This window comes from Arthrobacter sp. NicSoilC5, assembly GCF_019977395.1.
Taxonomy (GTDB): Bacteria; Actinomycetota; Actinomycetes; order Actinomycetales; family Micrococcaceae; genus Arthrobacter.
Window position 1 is genome coordinate 3,107,546 of the sequence record NZ_AP024660.1, and the last position, 16,618, is coordinate 3,124,163.

The window sequence follows — 16,618 nt, forward strand, 5'->3', positions numbered from 1 at the left end:
ATGACTGAAACCAAGACCGGCCGCGGCAACATCGCCGCCCTCATGACCGCCCTGCTGGCCGCCTGCGTGGCGTTCCAGCTCAACGCCTCCATGCTCAGCCCCGCCCTGGTGACCATGGGCCAGGAACTCAAGGCGGACCAGGCCCTGATCGGGCTCTCGCAGACCTGGTTCTTCACCGCCGCCGCCCTGTTCTCCCTGTTCCTGCCGCGCCTGAGCGACATCATCGGCCGCAAGAAGGTCCTGGTGGGCATGATGCTGCTCATGGCCGTGGGCTCCGTCATCGCCGCACTGGCCCCGGACATCACCTGGCTGTTCGTGGGCCGCATCATCCAGGGCGTCAGCGGCCCCACCGTCCCGCTCTGCCTGATCATGCTGCGCTCCGCCGTCAGCAACCCGCGCAAGTACGGCACCCTCATGGGCCTCATCACCGCAGTCAACGGCGGGGTGGCCGGCGTGGACTCCTTCGTGGGCGGCTACTTCGCCGAGCACTTCGGGTTCCGCAGCATCTTCTGGCTGATGGTGGTCCTGGCCCTCGCGGCCACCGCCCTCATCATGGTCCTCGCCACCGAGAGCAAGCCCGGCGCCGGCACCCGGATGGACTGGCGCGGCGTGTTCTTCATCGTGGTGGCCGTCGGCGCACTGCTGACCGCCCTGAACGAAGGCTCCAAGCTGGTGGCTGGCTTCTCCTCCGGCACGATGCTGCTGAGCCTGGCGCTGGTCCTGGTATCCGCCGTCGCGTTCTTCGCGTTCTGGCGCACCGAACAGCGCGCCGCCCAGCCCATGGTGGAAACGGTGCACCTGCGCCAGCGCGCCACCTGGGCCCCGCTGCTCACCACCACCCTGACCATGACCGGCATCTTCGCGGTGATCAACGGCATCGTGCCCGCCTACGTCCAGGCCGCGGACCCCGGCTTCGGGGTGGGTCCCACCGAAATGTCGCTGATCATCCTCACCCCCTACGCCCTGCTGGGCTGGCTGGTGGGCCCGCTCAGCGGACGCCTCGCCCCGGTCCTTGGGTACACCAAGGTGCTGCGGATCGGGCTGCTGGGCAGCATCGCCGCGCTCGCCGTCATCGCGTTCCTGGGCCTGCACAGCCTGCCCATGATGATTGCCGGCACGGTCTTGCTGGGCATCATGTACGCCGGTACGGTCAACATCATGCTCAACGGACTCGGCGTCGTCCTCTCGCCCGCCGGCAACCCCGGCTTCCTCCCCGGCATGAACGCCGGCGCCTTCAACCTGGGCGCGGGCCTGAGCTTCCTCATCCTGCCTGCCGTCCTGGTGGCGACGTCCGCACTCGGCGACGCGACGGCGTCGTACCTGACCGTCGTGGTGGTCGGCCTGGCGCTGACCGTGGCAGCGTTCGCGGCGTCGCTGCTGATCCCCAAGCCGGTTGAGGCCGAGGTGGCCGCATGAGTGCTGCCGCTGCCGCTTCAGGCCGGATCGTCGTCGTCGGCTCCCTGAACGCCGACCTCACCATCTACTGCGAGCGGCTTCCGCAGCCCGGTGAGACGGTCCAGGGCAACGGTTTCGCCGTGAATCCCGGTGGCAAGAGCGCCAACCAGGCCGTGGCCGCGGCCCGGCTGGGCGGGCACGTCAGCCTGGTCGGCGCCGTGGGGGAGGACGCCAACGGCAACATGCTTGAGGCCTCGGTGGCTGGCGCAGGCGTGGACGTCAGCCACGTGCGCACCTCCAGCGAGCCCACCGGCGTCGCCGTAATCGCCGTGGACGCCCGAGGCGAGAACAACATCATCATCTCGGCCGGCGCCAACGGCACCCTGTCCCCGGCGGACGTGGCCGGAGCCGCGGACGTCCTGGAGGGCGCCGCCGTGGTGAGCCTCTGCCTGGAAGTCAGCATGGAGACGGTGCTGGCCGCCGCGCAGGCAGGGCACGGCGCCGGCGCAACAGTGTTGCTGAACCTGTCGCCGTATGCGGAGATCCCGGCTGCTTTGGCCGGGTTGGCAGACGTCCTGCTGGTCAACGCGCACGAGGCCGCGCTGTTCCTGGCTTCTGACATTCCAGGGGCCGACGCTGTTGGCTCGGACTGGGACGCGGTGCGCGAACGGTTCGCAGGCCACGGGATCCAGCAGGTGCTGGTGACACTGGGTTCGCAGGGGTCCGTGGTGCTGGACTCGCTCGCTGCACCCGGCGCCCGGGTGACCCGTGTCCAGCCCACCACGGTGGGCGCCGTGGACACCACCGGGGCCGGGGACGCTTTCACCGGTGCCGTTGCGGTCCGGCTGGCGGCGGGCGATGCGCTCGCGGAAGCCGCCGCATTCGCCTCCGTTGCCGCGGCGCTGGCCACCACCCGCAAGGGGACGCAGGCGGCGTATCCGGAAGCGGCCGACGTCGAACGCCGCCTAAGTACCGCCTAAACCCCCGTCGATTGCTCCGTACTTGTCGTTTTCGCGCCCCAAAACGGCGTTTACGGAGCAATCGATTCCGGAAGGGTGAGGCCGGTGTGCTCCGCGAGCCGGGACAGCAGGGCGTCCTGGAACCGCGGATCAACGGCGGCCGGGTGCGGGGCCTGCAGGTGCTGGTGGTACCAGTAGCCCCCGCCGGCCAGGGCGGCCGGATCATCACTGGTGGCCAGCCACTCCTGGGTGCGGTGGCCCAGTTCCAGGCTGTCCGGGGCAGACCGCCCGCCCATCCGGGTCGGCACCCAGCCGGGATCCACCGCGTTGCTGGCGACGCCCGGCACCAGCCTGGCCACGGCTGCCGACAGCGCAGTGACGTGCAGCTTGGTGGTGGAGTAGGAGGCCGTCGTCGTGCGTCCTGCCCAGTCCATGCCGTCCAGGCCGGTGTCGCCGCCGCGGTGCATCCCGCTGCTCAGGTAGATGAGCCGGCGGGGGCCGGGAATGAGGGCGGTGAGCACGTACGGTGCCACCACGTTCACCGGAAGCAGCGCCGCGCCGCTCAGGACGCCGGCATTGTGGATGACAACGTCGATGCCGCCGATTCCGTTGACGTCCTCCGCGATTTTCCGGACGTCCGCCAGGATGGCCAGGTCCCCGACAACACTCTGCGCCCCGCGATCCAGCAGGTGCTGGACTGCGGGGATCCGCTTCAGGGACCGCGCGTGCACGATCACCTCATGGCCGTCCCGCAACAGCGTGTCCGCCGCCGCGAGGCCAAGTCCGTCGGTGGATCCGGTGATGAAGATGCGTGCCATGTCCGGCCCTTCTTTCGCTCGTCGTCGCCCTGCCGCTACCGCCTGGTGCTGCCGGATGCCACGCGGACCGCCTCTTCGGAGAAGACCTGGTCTACGGCGCCCGGAGCAAAGATCTTCCGCATGACCAGGGTAGCGAGCCCCGAACAGGCAGCCTGGTCCTCCGGATGCCCTGTCTCCACCACCAGGCCCTCGCCGATGCGGTCCACCACATCGGCGAGAACGCGCTCTCCCACCTGCGCTGCGAAAAAGTCCAGGGAACCCAGGTCACCGCCCAGGACCAGCCGGTCCGGGTTGAGCGTTGTGACGGTGGCGGCCAGGGCGCTGCCCAGCACCTCCGCTGCCGACTCAACGGCGCCGAGCACGGCCGGGTCGCCGGCCCCGGCGGCGGCGCGGATGTCAGCCATATTCCTGAAGCCCCGGCCGCTGAGCTTTTCGCTGAGTGCCCTGCCGGAACTGTAGGCGGCGAGGCAGCCGCGGCGGCCGCACCGGCAGAGCGGGCCGTCCGGGGTCATGCGGATATGCCCGATGTCCCCCGCCGCACCGTGGGCGCCCCGCAGGATGGAGCCTTCCACCACAATGCCGCAGCCAATGCCGGTGCCCACTTTCACGTACACCACGGTTTCGGCATCGCTCCTGCGCTCGCCCAGGCCGGCCGCCCTGGCATCATTTTCGACGACGAGGGGCAGGTCCCAGGATGCGGTGACCGCTTGCACCACGGAGTCGTCTGCCCAGCCGGGGAGGGTGGTGGGGTGCCGGACGTGCCCGGTGCCAGCCTCCACGGGGGCCGGAAGGCTGACACCGATGCCGAGCAGGGTCTCATTCTTTCCCTGGGCCAGCAGCTCCTGCCCTTCCCGGATCAACGGACCCAGCACGGACTCGGCGGGAGCGCTGACATCGAGGGTCTTCGTAAAGGAGCGCAGCTGCCGGCCAGTGGTGTCGGCGATGCTTACCGTTCCGTGGGTCTGGCCCAAGGTGATGGCGAGGACCACCCTGCCCCGGTCTTCGAACCGGATTTTCCGCGACGGGCGGCCCCCGGTGGACCCCAGCGGTTCGGCTTCGTAAATGTAGCCCCGCCGAGTCAGGGTATCCAGCCGTTCATACAGGGTGGCACGCGACATCCCGGTGGTGGAAAGGAGCTGCTGCCGCGACAGCCCATCCGCGGCGCGGATCAGCTCCAGCAGGTGTCCGTGCGACGTCGCCCCAACCAGTCCCGCAGGCACTCTTTCAACCGTCACTCCGGCCCCCTTTCCCGGTTTCCCAGCCTACTTCCCCGGACGGTTCTCCTGGGCCGGCCCCACCCACTCAAGCGCCGCAGCCGCGGTCCAGGCCTGTGCGAGGCTTCCCAGGGGTTCGCCGGTGAACGGCTCGTAGTACTCGCCGAACTGCAGGTCGGAAAGCTGTTCAAGGGACGCCGACCTGAGCGCGTCGACCAGGGCGGTCTCGCCGTCGCGGGCACAGGCCCAGCCAAGCAGCAGGTTGAGGAAAGGCCACACCGGTCCGCGCCAGTACGTCCGCGGCCGGAAGGCCTCACTGGCCGGAGAGGTGGAGGGCGGCAGGGCGAACCGAAGGCCCGGGAACCCCATCCACCGCGGTCCGAGCAGGAGCTCCCGCTGGGCTGCGAGAAGGGCGGGGTCGCCGCCGGCGACGAGGGGAGCGAAGCCCGAGACAGTTTCGGTGCCGATCCACTCCCGGGCCAGCACATCGTAATCGCGTGCCAGCCCTGTGGCCGGGTCCACGGTTGAGGCAACGCCCTCACGGAAGCGGGTGGCCATGCTTCTGAGTTCTTCGGCGTCCTGGTCCCGGCCGATTTCCGCAGCAAGTCCTGCGAGTACGTCGCTGGAGGCCGCCATGATGGCGGAAAAGAAGACGTCGCGGACACGGAAATCCACGGCGTCCTGCACGGCGGCATCATCGAACCTGACCTCCGCCATTTGCTGCACCAGCCACAGGTACTTGGTGTATTCGGCGTCGTCGGGCCGTTCGCTGGCGTCCGCGACGTGCAGGACGTCGCGGCGGGTGAAGGGCGGCACGGTTCCCGGCACGATCCGCGAGTAGGGGCCGTCCCAGCGGGGGGAGTTATCGAACCCCGACTCCCAGCCGTGGTGGATTTCAACAAGTCCCACGCCGTCGGGGTCCCGGACGGTGGCCAGCCACCGGTGCCACGCCAGCCAGCCGTCAAAAGATTCGGCCAGGAACGCCTCGGCCACCTCCTGGTCCGCGCTGCCGTTCTCCCGTCCGCGGTCCACGATGTGGCGCAGGGCGATGGCGTGGACCGGCGGTTGGCAGATGCCGCTGCTTTTGATGCCTTCCGGCAGCGCCGCGGCGTCCGCCGTTCCCCACCGGTCGAAGCCTGGGAAGTAGCCGGTGTGGTTGTCACTGAAGACGATGTGCGGAATCATCCCCGTGGACCACTGCGCCTTGAGGAGGCTGCGCAGCTCCGTGACGGCACGGGGAACGCTGGTCCGGGCCAGGCCGATGGCAACAAACGCCGCGTCCCAGCTCCACATATGGGGGTACAGGTGGGGGGCGGCACTGGTCATGGTGCCCAGGTCATTGACCTTCAACACTTCAATGGCGGCTGAGCGCAGTTCTTCCATGGACAGGGAATGGGTCGGGTTCATGAGGCCTCCAGTGCCATTGACGTTTCGCGGTCATAGACGCGCATGGTGTTCGGGGCGAAGCCCAGCCAGATGGTCTGGTGGGGTGCCGTCTTGAAGGTGGGGGGTGCCTGCACCTTGAGGGTGTGTCCGTCGACCTCAACGGTGAGCAGGATGGTGGATCCCATCGGCTCCACCACCAGGACCGTAGCGGCCACATCGCCGGAAGACCGGGTGCTGCTTACCGTCACGTTTTCGGCGCGGACCCCAAGGAGGACGTCCTTGCCCGCGAAGGAACGCAGGATGGACGGGGCCATGAGCCGCTGTTCACCCAGGACCAGCGTGCCGCCGTCGTGGCTAACTGCTGCGTCCAGGAAGTTCATCGGCGGCGAACCGATGAAGCCGCCCACGAACCGGTCGGCGGGTGCGTCGTAGACGTCCAGCGGGTCACCCAGCTGCGCGATCCGGCCCTTCCGCATCACCGCAACCTGGTCTCCGAGGGAAAGTGCCTCGCTTTGGTCGTGCGTGACGTAGACCGTGGTGGTCCCGAGGTCCTGGACGATCTTCTTGAGCTCGGACCGGAAGGTCAGGCGCAGCAGGGCATCGAGGTTGGACAGCGGTTCATCCATCAGCAGGACGTCGGCGTCCATGACGATTGCACGCGCCACGGCGACCCGCTGCCGCTGGCCACCCGAGAGGTTGGCCGGCAGGCGGTCCAGGTAGGGGCCCAGTTGGAGGAGATCTGCTGCCCACTGGACCTTCCGTTCGATCTCGTCGGCAGGAACTTTCGCCATCCGCAGCCCGAATCCGATGTTGTACCGGACCTTCCGGTGCGGGAACACGGCGTAGGACTGGAACACCATGGACAGGTTGCGTTTGTTGGGCGGCAGGTAGGTGACGTCGCGGCCGCCGATGGAGATGGAGCCGGAGTCCGGCAGTTCAAGTCCGGCGATCATCCGGAGCAGGGTGGTCTTTCCGCAGCCGGAAGGGCCAAGGAGGACGGTGAATTCACCGTCGGGGATGGACAGGGACACGTCATCCGTCGCGCGTTCGGATCCGCCCGGATAGGTCTTGACGAGGTTGGAGATTTGGATGTCAGCCACGATCGGCTCCTTCAAAAAAATGGTGGTGAGCGGGGAGGGGCCTAGCGGATGGTTGAGCCCCACATGTTGGTGAGGTACCGGCGCATCAGGGCGATGAAGATGATGGACGGGATGACCAGGGCAAAGCCCCCGGCGAACCTGTAGGCCAGCGGTGAGTCTGACAGCGAGCTGAGGACCTGCGCGGGCAGGGTGCGGTGGTCGAGAGTGAGGATTGACGCGCCCAGCACTTCATTCCAGGACATGACGAACGTGAAGATCGACGCCGCGGCGAGGCCCGGCAGTGCCATGGGCAGCACCACCCTGCCGAACGCCCCCAGCGGTGAGCAACCAAACAGGCGGGCAGCTTCCTCAACATCAACGGGGACGCTGAGGAACACGCTGGCCGAGATCAGGATGGTGGTGGGCAGCGCCAAGGCCGTGTGGAGCAGGATGACGGCGTAGGTTGTGTCGTAGATGTCCACCGTGAGGAAGAGCCGGGCCAGGGGGACGGACAGCACCACGATGGGCAGGGCGCGTGTGAACAGCAGGAACAGCTGGTAGGGGTCCTTGCCGGGGAAAGTGAACCTGGCCAGCGCGTACCCTGCAGGGACTCCGATCAGTGCCGACAGCAGGAGCGTGCCGGCGCCAACAATCAGCGAGTTGCCCAGGGCTCCGAAGATTCCCGTGGAGCCGAGGAAAGCGTTGAGCGTGTCCACGGAAAGGTTTGTGGGAAGGAGCGACAACGGAAACTCGTTGAACGATTCCCGGGTGGAAAGCGCCGCAAGCGAGATCAGGTAGATGGGAATCAGCATGAAAAGCGAGACGGCGATGCATGCGGTCTGCAGCAGGACCCGGTTCCGCCTTCTCCGGGCGATGGGGGTGGTATCCACAGTGGTGCTCATCGGAGCCCTCCCTGGTTCTTGTCGCGGAGGGCCCGCAGGTAGAAGATCGATGTCAGCATGGACACGACGAGGATGACGAGTGCCAGCGCCGCAGCGACGTTGGGGTTCTGCAGCCCGGTGTACCAGCGGTAGGTTTCACCCACCACCAGGGGAAAGTTCTGGCCCGTGAGCGCCTGCGCCACCGCGAAGGTCTGGAACGCAAGGATGGTCCGCAGTATCAGTGCCACCTGGAGGCTCGGCTTCAGCAGCGGCAATGTGACGTGCCGCAGGCGCTGCCCGAATGTGGCGCCGAAGACCTGCGCGGCCTCGTCGTAGTCCTTGGGGATGCCCTGCAGCCCCGCCACCACGATGATGAGCACCAGGGAGGTTGCGCGCCAAAGTTCGGCGATCAGGACGCAGATGAACATGCTGGTCTGGTTGTCGTACGCCAGCCAGGAGGTGCCCTGCAGTCCGAACCAGGAAAGGACCGAGTTCAGGTATCCGCGGTCGTTGAAGATTGCGAGCCAGACCAGGCCGGCCGCCAAGTCGCTGAGCGCCAGCGGTATGGCCCAGACAAAGAAGTGGACTTTGTGAAGCCGGGGGTTGCTCCGCAGCATCAGGGCCATGGCGATGGCGAGGGTGAACTGCAGCGGGATCATGACCACGATCAGCAACAGCGTGTTGCGTACCGCCGGCCAGAAGTATGGGTCCTGCACCATGCGGTTGACGAACTCAAAGGTGAAACCCTGGTCATTCCTGAAGGCCTGCAGGACGCCCTGGATGACGGGCCATCCCAGCAGCAGCGCCATGAATATCACCGAGGGGGCTATCAGCAGGACGGCCGGCGGTATCCTGCGCCGGCGTGGCGGCGCAACCGTTGCCGCGGGGGTGGGGGGTGCCTCTACGGCCATTACGCTACCTCGCACTTCGTGGAAACCGGATCGGGCGCCCAGCAGGGAACATTCAAGCCCTTCAGGATGGTGTTCAACTGCGTCGCCTGCGTATCGAGGACCTGCTGGATGGGCCGGGTTTCCAGGCAGATCTGCTGGAAACAGTTCTTGAAAATCTGCGACACTTCGCCCTCTTTGGCGCCGAGGCCCACCGGGGGAAGGGCCAGGAGGGCGCCGGCAGACCGCTGCTGCCGGCGGACTGCGGCAGCTTCGAGCGCAATAGCGCCGGTCAAGTCGGAGGGAAGCTCCGTTTGGACCACCGGGAAGAAGGCGTTGCTGCGCAGGGTCTCGATCTGGGACGCGGGTTCGGTCAGGGCGCGGATGGCCTTTTCGGCGAGGTCGCGGTCCTTGCCATTTTTTGGCAGGGCCATCCCGGCGATGATCAGCATGTAGCCGCGGCCCTTGGGCCCTCGTGGTGCGGGGACCATGAGCCAGTCGTCGGGCTTGTCAGCAGGGGCATGGACCAGGCGGGCCACGTGGTCCCAAGCGACCAGGACCTCGCCCCGCGCCAGGGGTTCCTGCATGTAGTCATAGTTGGTGGATGCCGGTGCCATCGCGGACCACAGCTCCTGCATGTAGTCCCAGCCGGCTGCGGCATCCTGGTTCCGGAACGTGGTGATCTGCCCGCCGGTGAAGCTGGGCAGCAGGAAACCCTGGTAGAAGCGGTGGTGCAGGCCTTTGGGTCCGGCGGGCATCCCGAAGACGGGCCGGCCCGCTCCCTGTTTAGCCGCCTTGGCCCATGCGAGGTAGCCCTCGTACGTAAGGTCGTTGACATCCACGCCCGGGGGCAGCCACTCCAGGGCCTTCTTGTTCACGGCCACCACGTAGGTTGCCTGCATCCAGGGGACATACCGCGAGGTGGAACCGCCCACCTTGGTCAGCTCGAGCATCTCCTTCGTGAAGCCGCGCCCGGATAAATCCCTGAGGAGGCCGTCGACATCCTCCAGGGAGTCGGCCAGCGGAGCGAGCTCACCGTGAAGTCCGCCCAGGAGCGAGGTCTTCACGTTGCCGGCGCTCGCCTGGGAGGTGACCGTGGAGGCGAACACGCCGGGGTCTACTGAGTTGTAAGCGGTGGGGACTTTCGCAAATTTCTTGAGGACTGCCTCGTACCGCTGCTTTTCCTCCACGGGTGTGAACTGGGTGGAGAGGAATCCCACGGTTCCCTGGCCGGCTGCTGCGCCGCTGGTATCAAAACCTGCACAGGATGCGAGGAAAGGGGCCGACATGGCCGTTCCCAGTCCGGCCAAAAGGAGGCTCCTGCGGGAAACGGGCCCTCGCTGGGGATGAAATTTCGGGTCGTTCATTGAATGCTCCGATCGAGTGTGCGCCACTGCACAAACTTTCGTTTAAGCATTAGACATAAGTCGGAGGGTGTCAACCCTTCGGTTCGAACGCCAATTGACAGAAAGGGTTCACCACGACAGCGGAAAGCGGCCCGGCTTACGCCGGGCCGCCTTCTGTGCGGACTCATCCAAGCCGGCCCCGTACCGGAGCCTAGTGGAGGTCAAAGGTGGGTTCGGCTCAGCCGCGCTTCCGGCCCAGGATCAGCGCCAGCAGGCCTCCGAAGACCAGAAAGAGCACACCCACCACCAGCAGCCCGGTGTTGATGCCGGTGTCGGCCGGGGGCGTGGACCCGGAGGCGCTGGCCTTTGCCGGTGCGGCGCCCCCGGCGTCTCTGGCGGCTGCGGCGGTGTGGACGGTGTGGGCGGTGCGGCCGGAGGGCTGGGGCACGGAAGAAACCGTGCCGCCCAGGAAGGGGGCGGCGGTGTGGGTGGCGGGAATCGTGACCGGCGTTGCCGGCGTGGTGCCGGCGGCATGGGCGGCTACGCCGTTGGAGGCCAGAAGGCCGCCTGCGATCACGGCGCTGAGCAGGCATCCACGGATAGTGCGGTGCATCATTTGGAAGTTCTCCTGAAAGTTGGATCGGGCCTACTGCTTAGCCCGGGATTTGCTCATTCCGCGTTGGGGCGCAGAGGGGCCTCAACTAGTCAGGAAAGGATCCGGGGTAGAAGGACACACCGTCCGGGGCAGTGGGCAGACCGCCCTGGACGGCGGCTGAGCCGGCCGCCGGGATCTGCAAGGTGACGGGGTCGCCGGGGCGCTTGCCGGTCCGGATTCCACTGGTTCCAGGACGTCCCCGGCCCGGTGAGTGAGGGTGCCGGCAGCCGATGCCAGCGCGGACCGGGCGGCTCCGGGAAGCGGGTCCCCGGGAGCGGAGGTATCAGCGGATGCACCCGCGGCGGACAAAAGGATCCACGATGCGGCTGCCGCCACCGCGAGCAGAAGGGGGCGCAGGAACGTCCAGGCAGCCAGTCTTGACTTCACCTAGTACGCCTCCCCCCAGAGTTACCTGCAAACAATGCTGCCCACCATAAGCACAGCCGTGCAGCAGAGTCCAACCACCTGGGGAACGCCACGAACACCAGGCGGTCACATGTTTGCCCTGCTCAGGCCGCGTCGGTCGGGGCGGCCCGGTGGTCAATGTCCGCGGTCAGGGTGTCGATGCGGTCCATGGCTTCACTGAGTTTCTCGACGGCGGCCCACAGGTCCGGCTGCTGCTGACGGACCTGTTCCAGGGTGGCCCCGGCGGAGCGGAGGGATCCGAGGTCGAAACTGACATTGGTGCGGGCGCCGGCCACTGCCGCACGGAGGGCGCCGAACGCGACCACGACATCTGCGACCAGTGCCCGGTTGCCGTTGGTGGCCAGCCAGGCGAGGTCGTCGATTGCCTGGATGGCCCGCTCGCCAAGGACAGCAGAGGATGCTGCGGCTTCCAGCGACGCGCGGCGGATTGCCTCGTCCCGTTCCGGGCCCGGTTCCAGCCGGAAGGCGGCGCCGAAGGCTTTGGAGGCGGACGCGTCGTCATCAGCCAGCTTCAGGGCTTCCCGGCGCAGCACTCGGGCCCGCGCCCGTATCCCGGCCGGCTCCCCGCCGTCGTCCTCCCCATTGCCGCTGTAGCCGGCGACCATCGACGTCAGCGATGCCGCCACCGCCAGCATCAGGCCGGTCCCCGCGCCCCCGCCCGGCGAACCCGTGGACTCCGCCAGTGCGCTTGTCCACTCTTCAACAGTCGAATCCTGGGTGGTTACTTCAGCCTCTTCCATGCCAGGAACCGTGCCCACAAGGGCCGCCGGCTAAACGGAAACAGCCGCAATGCCCGCGCTGGCCCAGTTTTCGGGGCCCGGGCCGCGGAAGCCCGCGGAGTTACCGCGGATGCCGGGGCAAAAGTGGGCCAGTGTGACACTCACCCGCCGGCGGGCGCCTGTAGTGTCGGCAAGGTGCAGCAGCATAGATACCAGTACGGCCAGGACCCCAGCCAGTGGGGCGAGCTTTTCCTGCCGGATCTTCCGGCCGGCAGCAAGCACCGGGGCGTGGTGGTGGTGATCCACGGCGGCTACTGGCGCTCCACCTACGGCGCCGAACTGGGGGAGCCGCTGGCGAAGGACCTGGCGGAGCACGGCATGGCCGCCTGGAACCTGGAGTACCGCCGGGCGGGCAACGGCGGGGGCTGGCCGGGCACCTTCCAGGACATCCTTGCGGGCATCGACAAGCTTGCCGCGCTCGCAGGGCCCTACTCGTTGGACCTGGGCAAAGTGGTGGCGCTGGGACATTCGGCCGGCGGCCACTTGGCGGTGTGGGCGGCGGGCAGGGACCGGCTGGACGGGCTTGGGACGGCGGAGGCCTGCCAAGTAAATAACACGAACGACGGCGTCCGCCTCACCGGGGTGGTCAGCCAGTCCGGCGTGCTGAACCTGGCCGAAGCCGAAAGGCTGGGCCTCAGCAACGGCGCCGTGGGCAACCTGCTGGGCGGACCGTCGTCGGACTTCCCCGGACGCCACCGCGTGGCCGACCCGATGGCCGTGCTGCCGCTGGACGTTCCGGTCTACGCCGTCCACACGACGGAAGACAACGACGTTCCCCTGTGCATGTCCACAACGTACGTTGAGGCCAGCCGTTCCGGAGCCGTCCCGGCACGGCTGGTCACGGTGCCGGGAGACCACTTCGCGCTCATCGATCCCGCCGCGGAGGCCTATGTGACGTGCCGGGAACTGGTTGGAAAGCTGCTCGGCTGACACGAACTGCTGACGCCGGCCGGTTTCTGGCAGAGTATGACCATGCTCACAGTGATCGGCGAAGGCCTTGTTGACGTTGTCCAGCGCGCTTCCGGAATCGAAGCCCACGTGGGCGGAAGCCCCCTGAATGTCGCCGTGGGCCTGGCCCGGCTGGACCACCCGGTGCAGTTCATTGGCCGTTACGGCCGGGACGCTTATGGCGACTCGGTGGCTGCGCACCTGCGCGCCAGCTCCGTCATGCTGCCGGTGCCCCCGGACGAGCTGCCCACCAGCGTGGCCACCGCACTGATTGACGACGACGGCGCCGCCACCTACACCTTCGACCTCGCCTGGGAGCTGCCGCACCTGGCAGACCGGCTTGGCTTCATGCTGCAGGGAACCACCCTGCTGCACACCGGCTCCATTGCCACCATGCTGGCACCCGGGGCCACAGAAGTGCTGGCCGCCGTCGAATACGCCCACCCGTCCGCCACCATCAGTTTCGATCCCAACTGCCGGCCCAGCATCATCACGGACGTGGACTTTGCCCGGCGCCAGGCCGAAAAGTTCGTCACGTTGTCCGACGTGGTCAAAGCGTCCGACGAGGACCTGGCCTGGCTTTATCCGGGACAGGATGTGCTGGATTCGGCCCGCAAGTGGCTGGCGCTCGGCGGGGAAGAAGGTCCCGCGATGGTGGTGGTCACCCGCGGTGCGGACGGGCCGTGGGGTGTGTGCCGTGCCGGCGAAGCCGCTATTCCTGCGCCCAGGGTGGAAGTGGCGGATACCGTGGGGGCCGGGGATTCCTTCATGGCGGCGCTGCTGTCCGGCCTGGTGGACCGGGAGCTGGACGGCGCCCAGAACCGGCAGGACCTGCGCGACCTTCCCGTCGAGGGACTCTCCGAACTCCTGGCACATGCCGCCCGCGCCGCAGCAGTCACCGTGTCGCGCCCGGGCGCCAACCCGCCGACCCGGGAGGAGCTCCACGGGGCAGAGGCCACGGAGGGTTAGAAGGGCCTAGAGCTGCGGGACGCAGGGACCGCTGCCCAGCAGGGCCAGTCCGGCGAGGTCACCCGCAGCGAAGGTCCTGACGCCCATGTTTTCCGCATACATCAGTTGCGTCGGATCATTCACGTGGTCCAGGCCCAGCACGTGTGCCAGTTCGTGCATGATGATGGCGCGCACCTCCGCCGCGCCGTCCGGGCGGCTGGCGATGATGCCGGCAAGGTCAGGGGCATCAAGGCGCACCTGGCCGGCTTCGAGGACCAGCGGCTGCCCGGCGGCCTCCACGTAACCGCTCCCGCCAAGGCCCGCAACATTCCCGGCAAGGCCCGGCGTTTCCATGGGCGTTGACCAGGCGATGAGTACCGGTACCCACCGCTTTCCGTAGCGGTCCGGCTGGAAAGCAGACCGGTCATCCGACGGCGCTTCCGTGGTGGGTCCGTCATAGACAAACTGCAGCCCGGAGGCCTGGGAGACTGCTGCCACTGCCTCCCGGACCAGGACATTGCCACCCGGCAGCGCGTTATCCGGCCGGACAACGTAATGGCCCGGGCGGCACGGATCGTACGCGACCAGCCGCTGGCCCTCTTTCGGCGACTCCTGCAGCACAAAGGCAGCGGAGCCCGTGCTTGCGGGTGGCGTGCCCAGGGGTGCGGAGGCTGCCTCATGCCCCGGCGGCGGCATTTTCGCCCCCGGCAGGTAGGGGGCTGCGGCGGGAAGAACCACGCGGTCGAAGAGCGTCGGCGTGAAGTACAGGCAGACCACCAGGGCGATCCCAAGGACTGTCCGCAACCGGACCGTCCGCGACGGAGCGGTCCGGTTCGACCGGAAGCCTTCTCTTCCCGCCCTGCTGCGGAACTTCTTCCGGCGCCGTTGAGGGGCTTCAGCACTGCGCCAGGGCGAAGGAGCCTCCGCCCTTCCGTACGCTTCATCGATGGCCCATTGCGGGATACGTCCACTGGGGGAGCGCCGGACGTTTGGCGGCGCGAACCCGCCGGGCATGTCCTGATGAGACTTATCGTCATTCCCGAAGCCGTGCACCGGCACCCCCTGATTCCTGCCGCCCGCCGGCCAACCCTTCCAGCCTAGGGGCGGGCTGCCCGGCCTTGCCGCGGGAAAGGCGCAGGATTTGAGCAAGAAAGGCGGCCCCGGATGCAGGCCGCTCCGGGGCCGAAGTGGAGGCCCGAGGCCACATCGATTGCTCCGTAGATGCCGTTATGAGGGGTCAAAAGGGCGTTTACGGAGCAATCGATGAGGCTTTACTCCTTGCCGAGCCCTGCGGCCGGGGTCTTTCCGTTCGAGACGCTGTTGAGGGCGCGCAGGTCGAAGATGCCGTTGATGTCGGCCTGCTTGGTGGTGCCTGCGGTCACGCCGTCGGCCAGGAGCTTCTGGTAGGTTCCGGCCAGCGGGTCAACGGTGAAAACGATGTTCTTCAGGGAGCGGTCAATGACATCCGCCTTCAGTTCGGCGCCGGCTGCTTCCTTGAGGGCTGCATTGATGACGGTGGCCTTGTCGCCGGCAGAAGCGCTGTTGAGCCATTCGACCGACTTCGCGTGGCCCTTCAGGAGTGCCTTGACGGTGTCCGGGTGGTCTGCCGCGAACTTCTGGTTCACGATCAGGATGGTGGTGGGGAACTCGCCCGGCTTGCCGGACAGCGAACCGTCCCACAGGTCCTTTTCGTCCACCAGCACCTTCGCGCCGGCATTCAGCACCAGGCGTGACGCCCACGGCTCAGGCAACCACGCACCGTCGAGCTTTCCGTCCTGGAACAGCTTGAGGGTCTGGGCGTTCTCCGTGGGGTTGATGGCCACGTCACCGCTGCCGTCCACCCCGGTCTTGTACCCCTGGGAGGAGAGCCAGGCGCGCAGGGCCACGTCCTGGGTGCCGCCCAGCTGCGGGGAGGCGAGGGTCTTGCCTTTGAGGTCCGCGGCGGAGGTGATGTCCGGCTTGACCACCAGCTGCGCCCCGCCGGCTGCGGCGCCGGCGATGATGTTGATCGACTGGCCCTGGCTCTTCACGAAGGAGTTGATGGCCGGGTTCGGGCCGATGTAGGTGGCGTCGATGGCCCCTGCGTTCAGGGCTTCGATGGCTGCCGGGCCGGCGTTGAACACCTGGGTGCTGAGCCTGGTGCTGCCGAGTTCGTCCTTGATGAAGCCTTTGCTGACGCCCACGAGGGCCGGGGCATGCGTGACGTTTCCAAAGTAGCCGAGCTTCAGTTCGGCCGCGGGGTTGCCTGACGGGGCAGCCTCCTGCGAGGCTGCCGGTGTCCCGCTGTTCACGGCGGACGCGACGGCGGCGCCCCCACCGATGAGGGCCAGGACGGCTGCCGCGATTCCGATCTTCAGGCCGAGCGGGCGTGTGGGCTTGGCGGGCTGCCCGGCGACGATGCGGGTGGAGCCGTGCTGGTCTTCCGGACTCTTGTCCTGCTGGTTTGCCATGGGGAAATCCTTTGCTGGGGTGGGTGCTGAGACGAGATTACGGAGCGCCCAGCGGCCCCACAATCAACCCCGTAGCGGGCGTTCATGCGGCGACGCGAACGCTCAACGCGGCGTAGTGCGGCGTCAAAAATCGTCGTGCGGGGACGCTGTTCGGAGGTCCGGCGGAGGGGGCCCTGTCCGCAGTCGGGACGCAACGGCGGCCGTGGAAGCCATCAGCAGGTGCGGGCCGTGATTCGCGTGCCGCATTGTGGGTACGTGCACGGCATGGGGATTTTGTAAAACTAATCAAGGAGACTCTCATGTTGCTTTGGATTGCCATCATCATCGCCGTTCTCTGGCTTCTCGGATTGCTCGCGAACATTGGCGGCGGCCTGATCCACATTCTGTTGGTTGTCGCAGTGGTGGTCCTGATCTTCCACTTCGTCCGTGGCAGGTCCCGCGTCTAGC

General features: G+C 67.4%; 16 protein-coding genes. 5 read left to right on the top strand and 11 right to left on the bottom strand.

Annotated elements, in window-relative coordinates:
* Together LDO22_RS14550 and LDO22_RS14555 are read left to right on the top strand one after the other, a co-directional pair.
* Positions 1-1,416, top strand: coding sequence for an MFS transporter (locus tag LDO22_RS14550; protein ID WP_224024112.1), 1,416 nt, complete (start codon positions 1-3; stop codon positions 1,414-1,416).
* Positions 1,413-2,375, top strand: coding sequence for a ribokinase (locus LDO22_RS14555; RefSeq protein ID WP_224024115.1), 963 nt, complete (start codon positions 1,413-1,415; stop codon positions 2,373-2,375). Before LDO22_RS14550 ends, LDO22_RS14555 begins: the two co-directional genes overlap by 4 nt.
* A 50-nt stretch (positions 2,376-2,425) precedes the next feature.
* Here LDO22_RS14555 and LDO22_RS14560 read toward each other — a convergent pair whose 3' ends face one another.
* From LDO22_RS14560 to LDO22_RS14600, 9 genes are all read right to left on the bottom strand, one after another.
* On the bottom strand, positions 2,426-3,172 hold the full coding sequence (locus tag LDO22_RS14560) for an SDR family NAD(P)-dependent oxidoreductase (RefSeq protein WP_224024117.1): 747 nt from the start codon (positions 3,170-3,172) through the stop codon (positions 2,426-2,428).
* Positions 3,173-3,207: 35 nt separating this feature from the next.
* Positions 3,208-4,407: an ROK family transcriptional regulator gene (locus LDO22_RS14565; protein ID WP_224024118.1), complete on the bottom strand. Its 1,200-nt coding sequence runs from the start codon at positions 4,405-4,407 to the stop codon at positions 3,208-3,210.
* A 27-nt stretch (positions 4,408-4,434) separates the two neighbouring features.
* Complete coding sequence (locus LDO22_RS14570) at positions 4,435-5,793, bottom strand: glycogen debranching protein (protein WP_224024119.1); 1,359 nt, start codon at positions 5,791-5,793, stop codon at positions 4,435-4,437.
* The gene (locus tag LDO22_RS14575) at positions 5,790-6,872 is read right to left on the bottom strand and encodes an ABC transporter ATP-binding protein (RefSeq protein ID WP_159634705.1); all 1,083 of its coding nucleotides are present in this window, start codon (positions 6,870-6,872) and stop codon (positions 5,790-5,792) included. The genes LDO22_RS14570 and LDO22_RS14575 overlap by 4 nt, the downstream gene beginning before the upstream one ends.
* Positions 6,873-6,913: 41 nt before the next feature.
* On the bottom strand, positions 6,914-7,753 hold the full coding sequence (locus tag LDO22_RS14580; RefSeq protein WP_224024121.1) for a carbohydrate ABC transporter permease: 840 nt from the start codon (positions 7,751-7,753) through the stop codon (positions 6,914-6,916).
* Positions 7,750-8,643, bottom strand: coding sequence for a sugar ABC transporter permease (locus LDO22_RS14585; protein WP_224024123.1), 894 nt, complete (start codon positions 8,641-8,643; stop codon positions 7,750-7,752). Before LDO22_RS14585 ends, LDO22_RS14580 begins: the two co-directional genes overlap by 4 nt.
* Positions 8,643-9,908, bottom strand: coding sequence for an ABC transporter substrate-binding protein (locus LDO22_RS14590; RefSeq protein WP_224024125.1), 1,266 nt, complete (start codon positions 9,906-9,908; stop codon positions 8,643-8,645). The genes LDO22_RS14585 and LDO22_RS14590 overlap by 1 nt, the downstream gene beginning before the upstream one ends.
* A 295-nt stretch (positions 9,909-10,203) precedes the next feature.
* Positions 10,204-10,581, bottom strand: coding sequence for a hypothetical protein (locus LDO22_RS14595; RefSeq protein WP_224024127.1), 378 nt, complete (start codon positions 10,579-10,581; stop codon positions 10,204-10,206).
* A 548-nt stretch (positions 10,582-11,129) separates the two neighbouring features.
* Entirely contained in the window at positions 11,130-11,786 is a 657-nt protein-coding gene (locus LDO22_RS14600) for a cyclodeaminase/cyclohydrolase family protein (protein ID WP_224024129.1), read from the bottom strand.
* Between the two features lie 174 nt (positions 11,787-11,960).
* Here LDO22_RS14600 and LDO22_RS14605 point away from each other — a divergent pair, with 174 nt between their 5' ends.
* Both LDO22_RS14605 and LDO22_RS14610 read left to right on the top strand, forming a co-directional pair.
* Positions 11,961-12,755, top strand: coding sequence for an alpha/beta hydrolase (locus tag LDO22_RS14605; RefSeq protein WP_224024130.1), 795 nt, complete (start codon positions 11,961-11,963; stop codon positions 12,753-12,755).
* Between the two features lie 42 nt (positions 12,756-12,797).
* Positions 12,798-13,742 (top strand): carbohydrate kinase, encoded by a 945-nt coding sequence (locus LDO22_RS14610; RefSeq protein WP_224024132.1) that lies wholly within the window; start codon positions 12,798-12,800, stop codon positions 13,740-13,742.
* Positions 13,743-13,748: 6 nt separating this feature from the next.
* On the opposite strand, the gene LDO22_RS14615 is transcribed toward LDO22_RS14610, so the two are convergent.
* Both LDO22_RS14615 and LDO22_RS14620 read right to left on the bottom strand, forming a co-directional pair.
* Positions 13,749-14,525 carry a matrixin family metalloprotease gene (locus LDO22_RS14615; RefSeq protein ID WP_224024133.1) on the bottom strand — a complete coding sequence of 259 codons (777 nt, stop codon included), beginning with the start codon at positions 14,523-14,525 and terminating at the stop codon, positions 13,749-13,751.
* A 467-nt stretch (positions 14,526-14,992) separates the two neighbouring features.
* On the bottom strand, positions 14,993-16,171 hold the full coding sequence (locus LDO22_RS14620) for an ABC transporter substrate-binding protein (protein ID WP_159634674.1): 1,179 nt from the start codon (positions 16,169-16,171) through the stop codon (positions 14,993-14,995).
* Between the two features lie 299 nt (positions 16,172-16,470).
* Here LDO22_RS14620 and LDO22_RS14625 point away from each other — a divergent pair, with 299 nt between their 5' ends.
* Positions 16,471-16,617: a lmo0937 family membrane protein gene (locus LDO22_RS14625; RefSeq protein ID WP_159634671.1), complete on the top strand. Its 147-nt coding sequence runs from the start codon at positions 16,471-16,473 to the stop codon at positions 16,615-16,617.
* Position 16,618 lies beyond the last annotated feature (1 nt).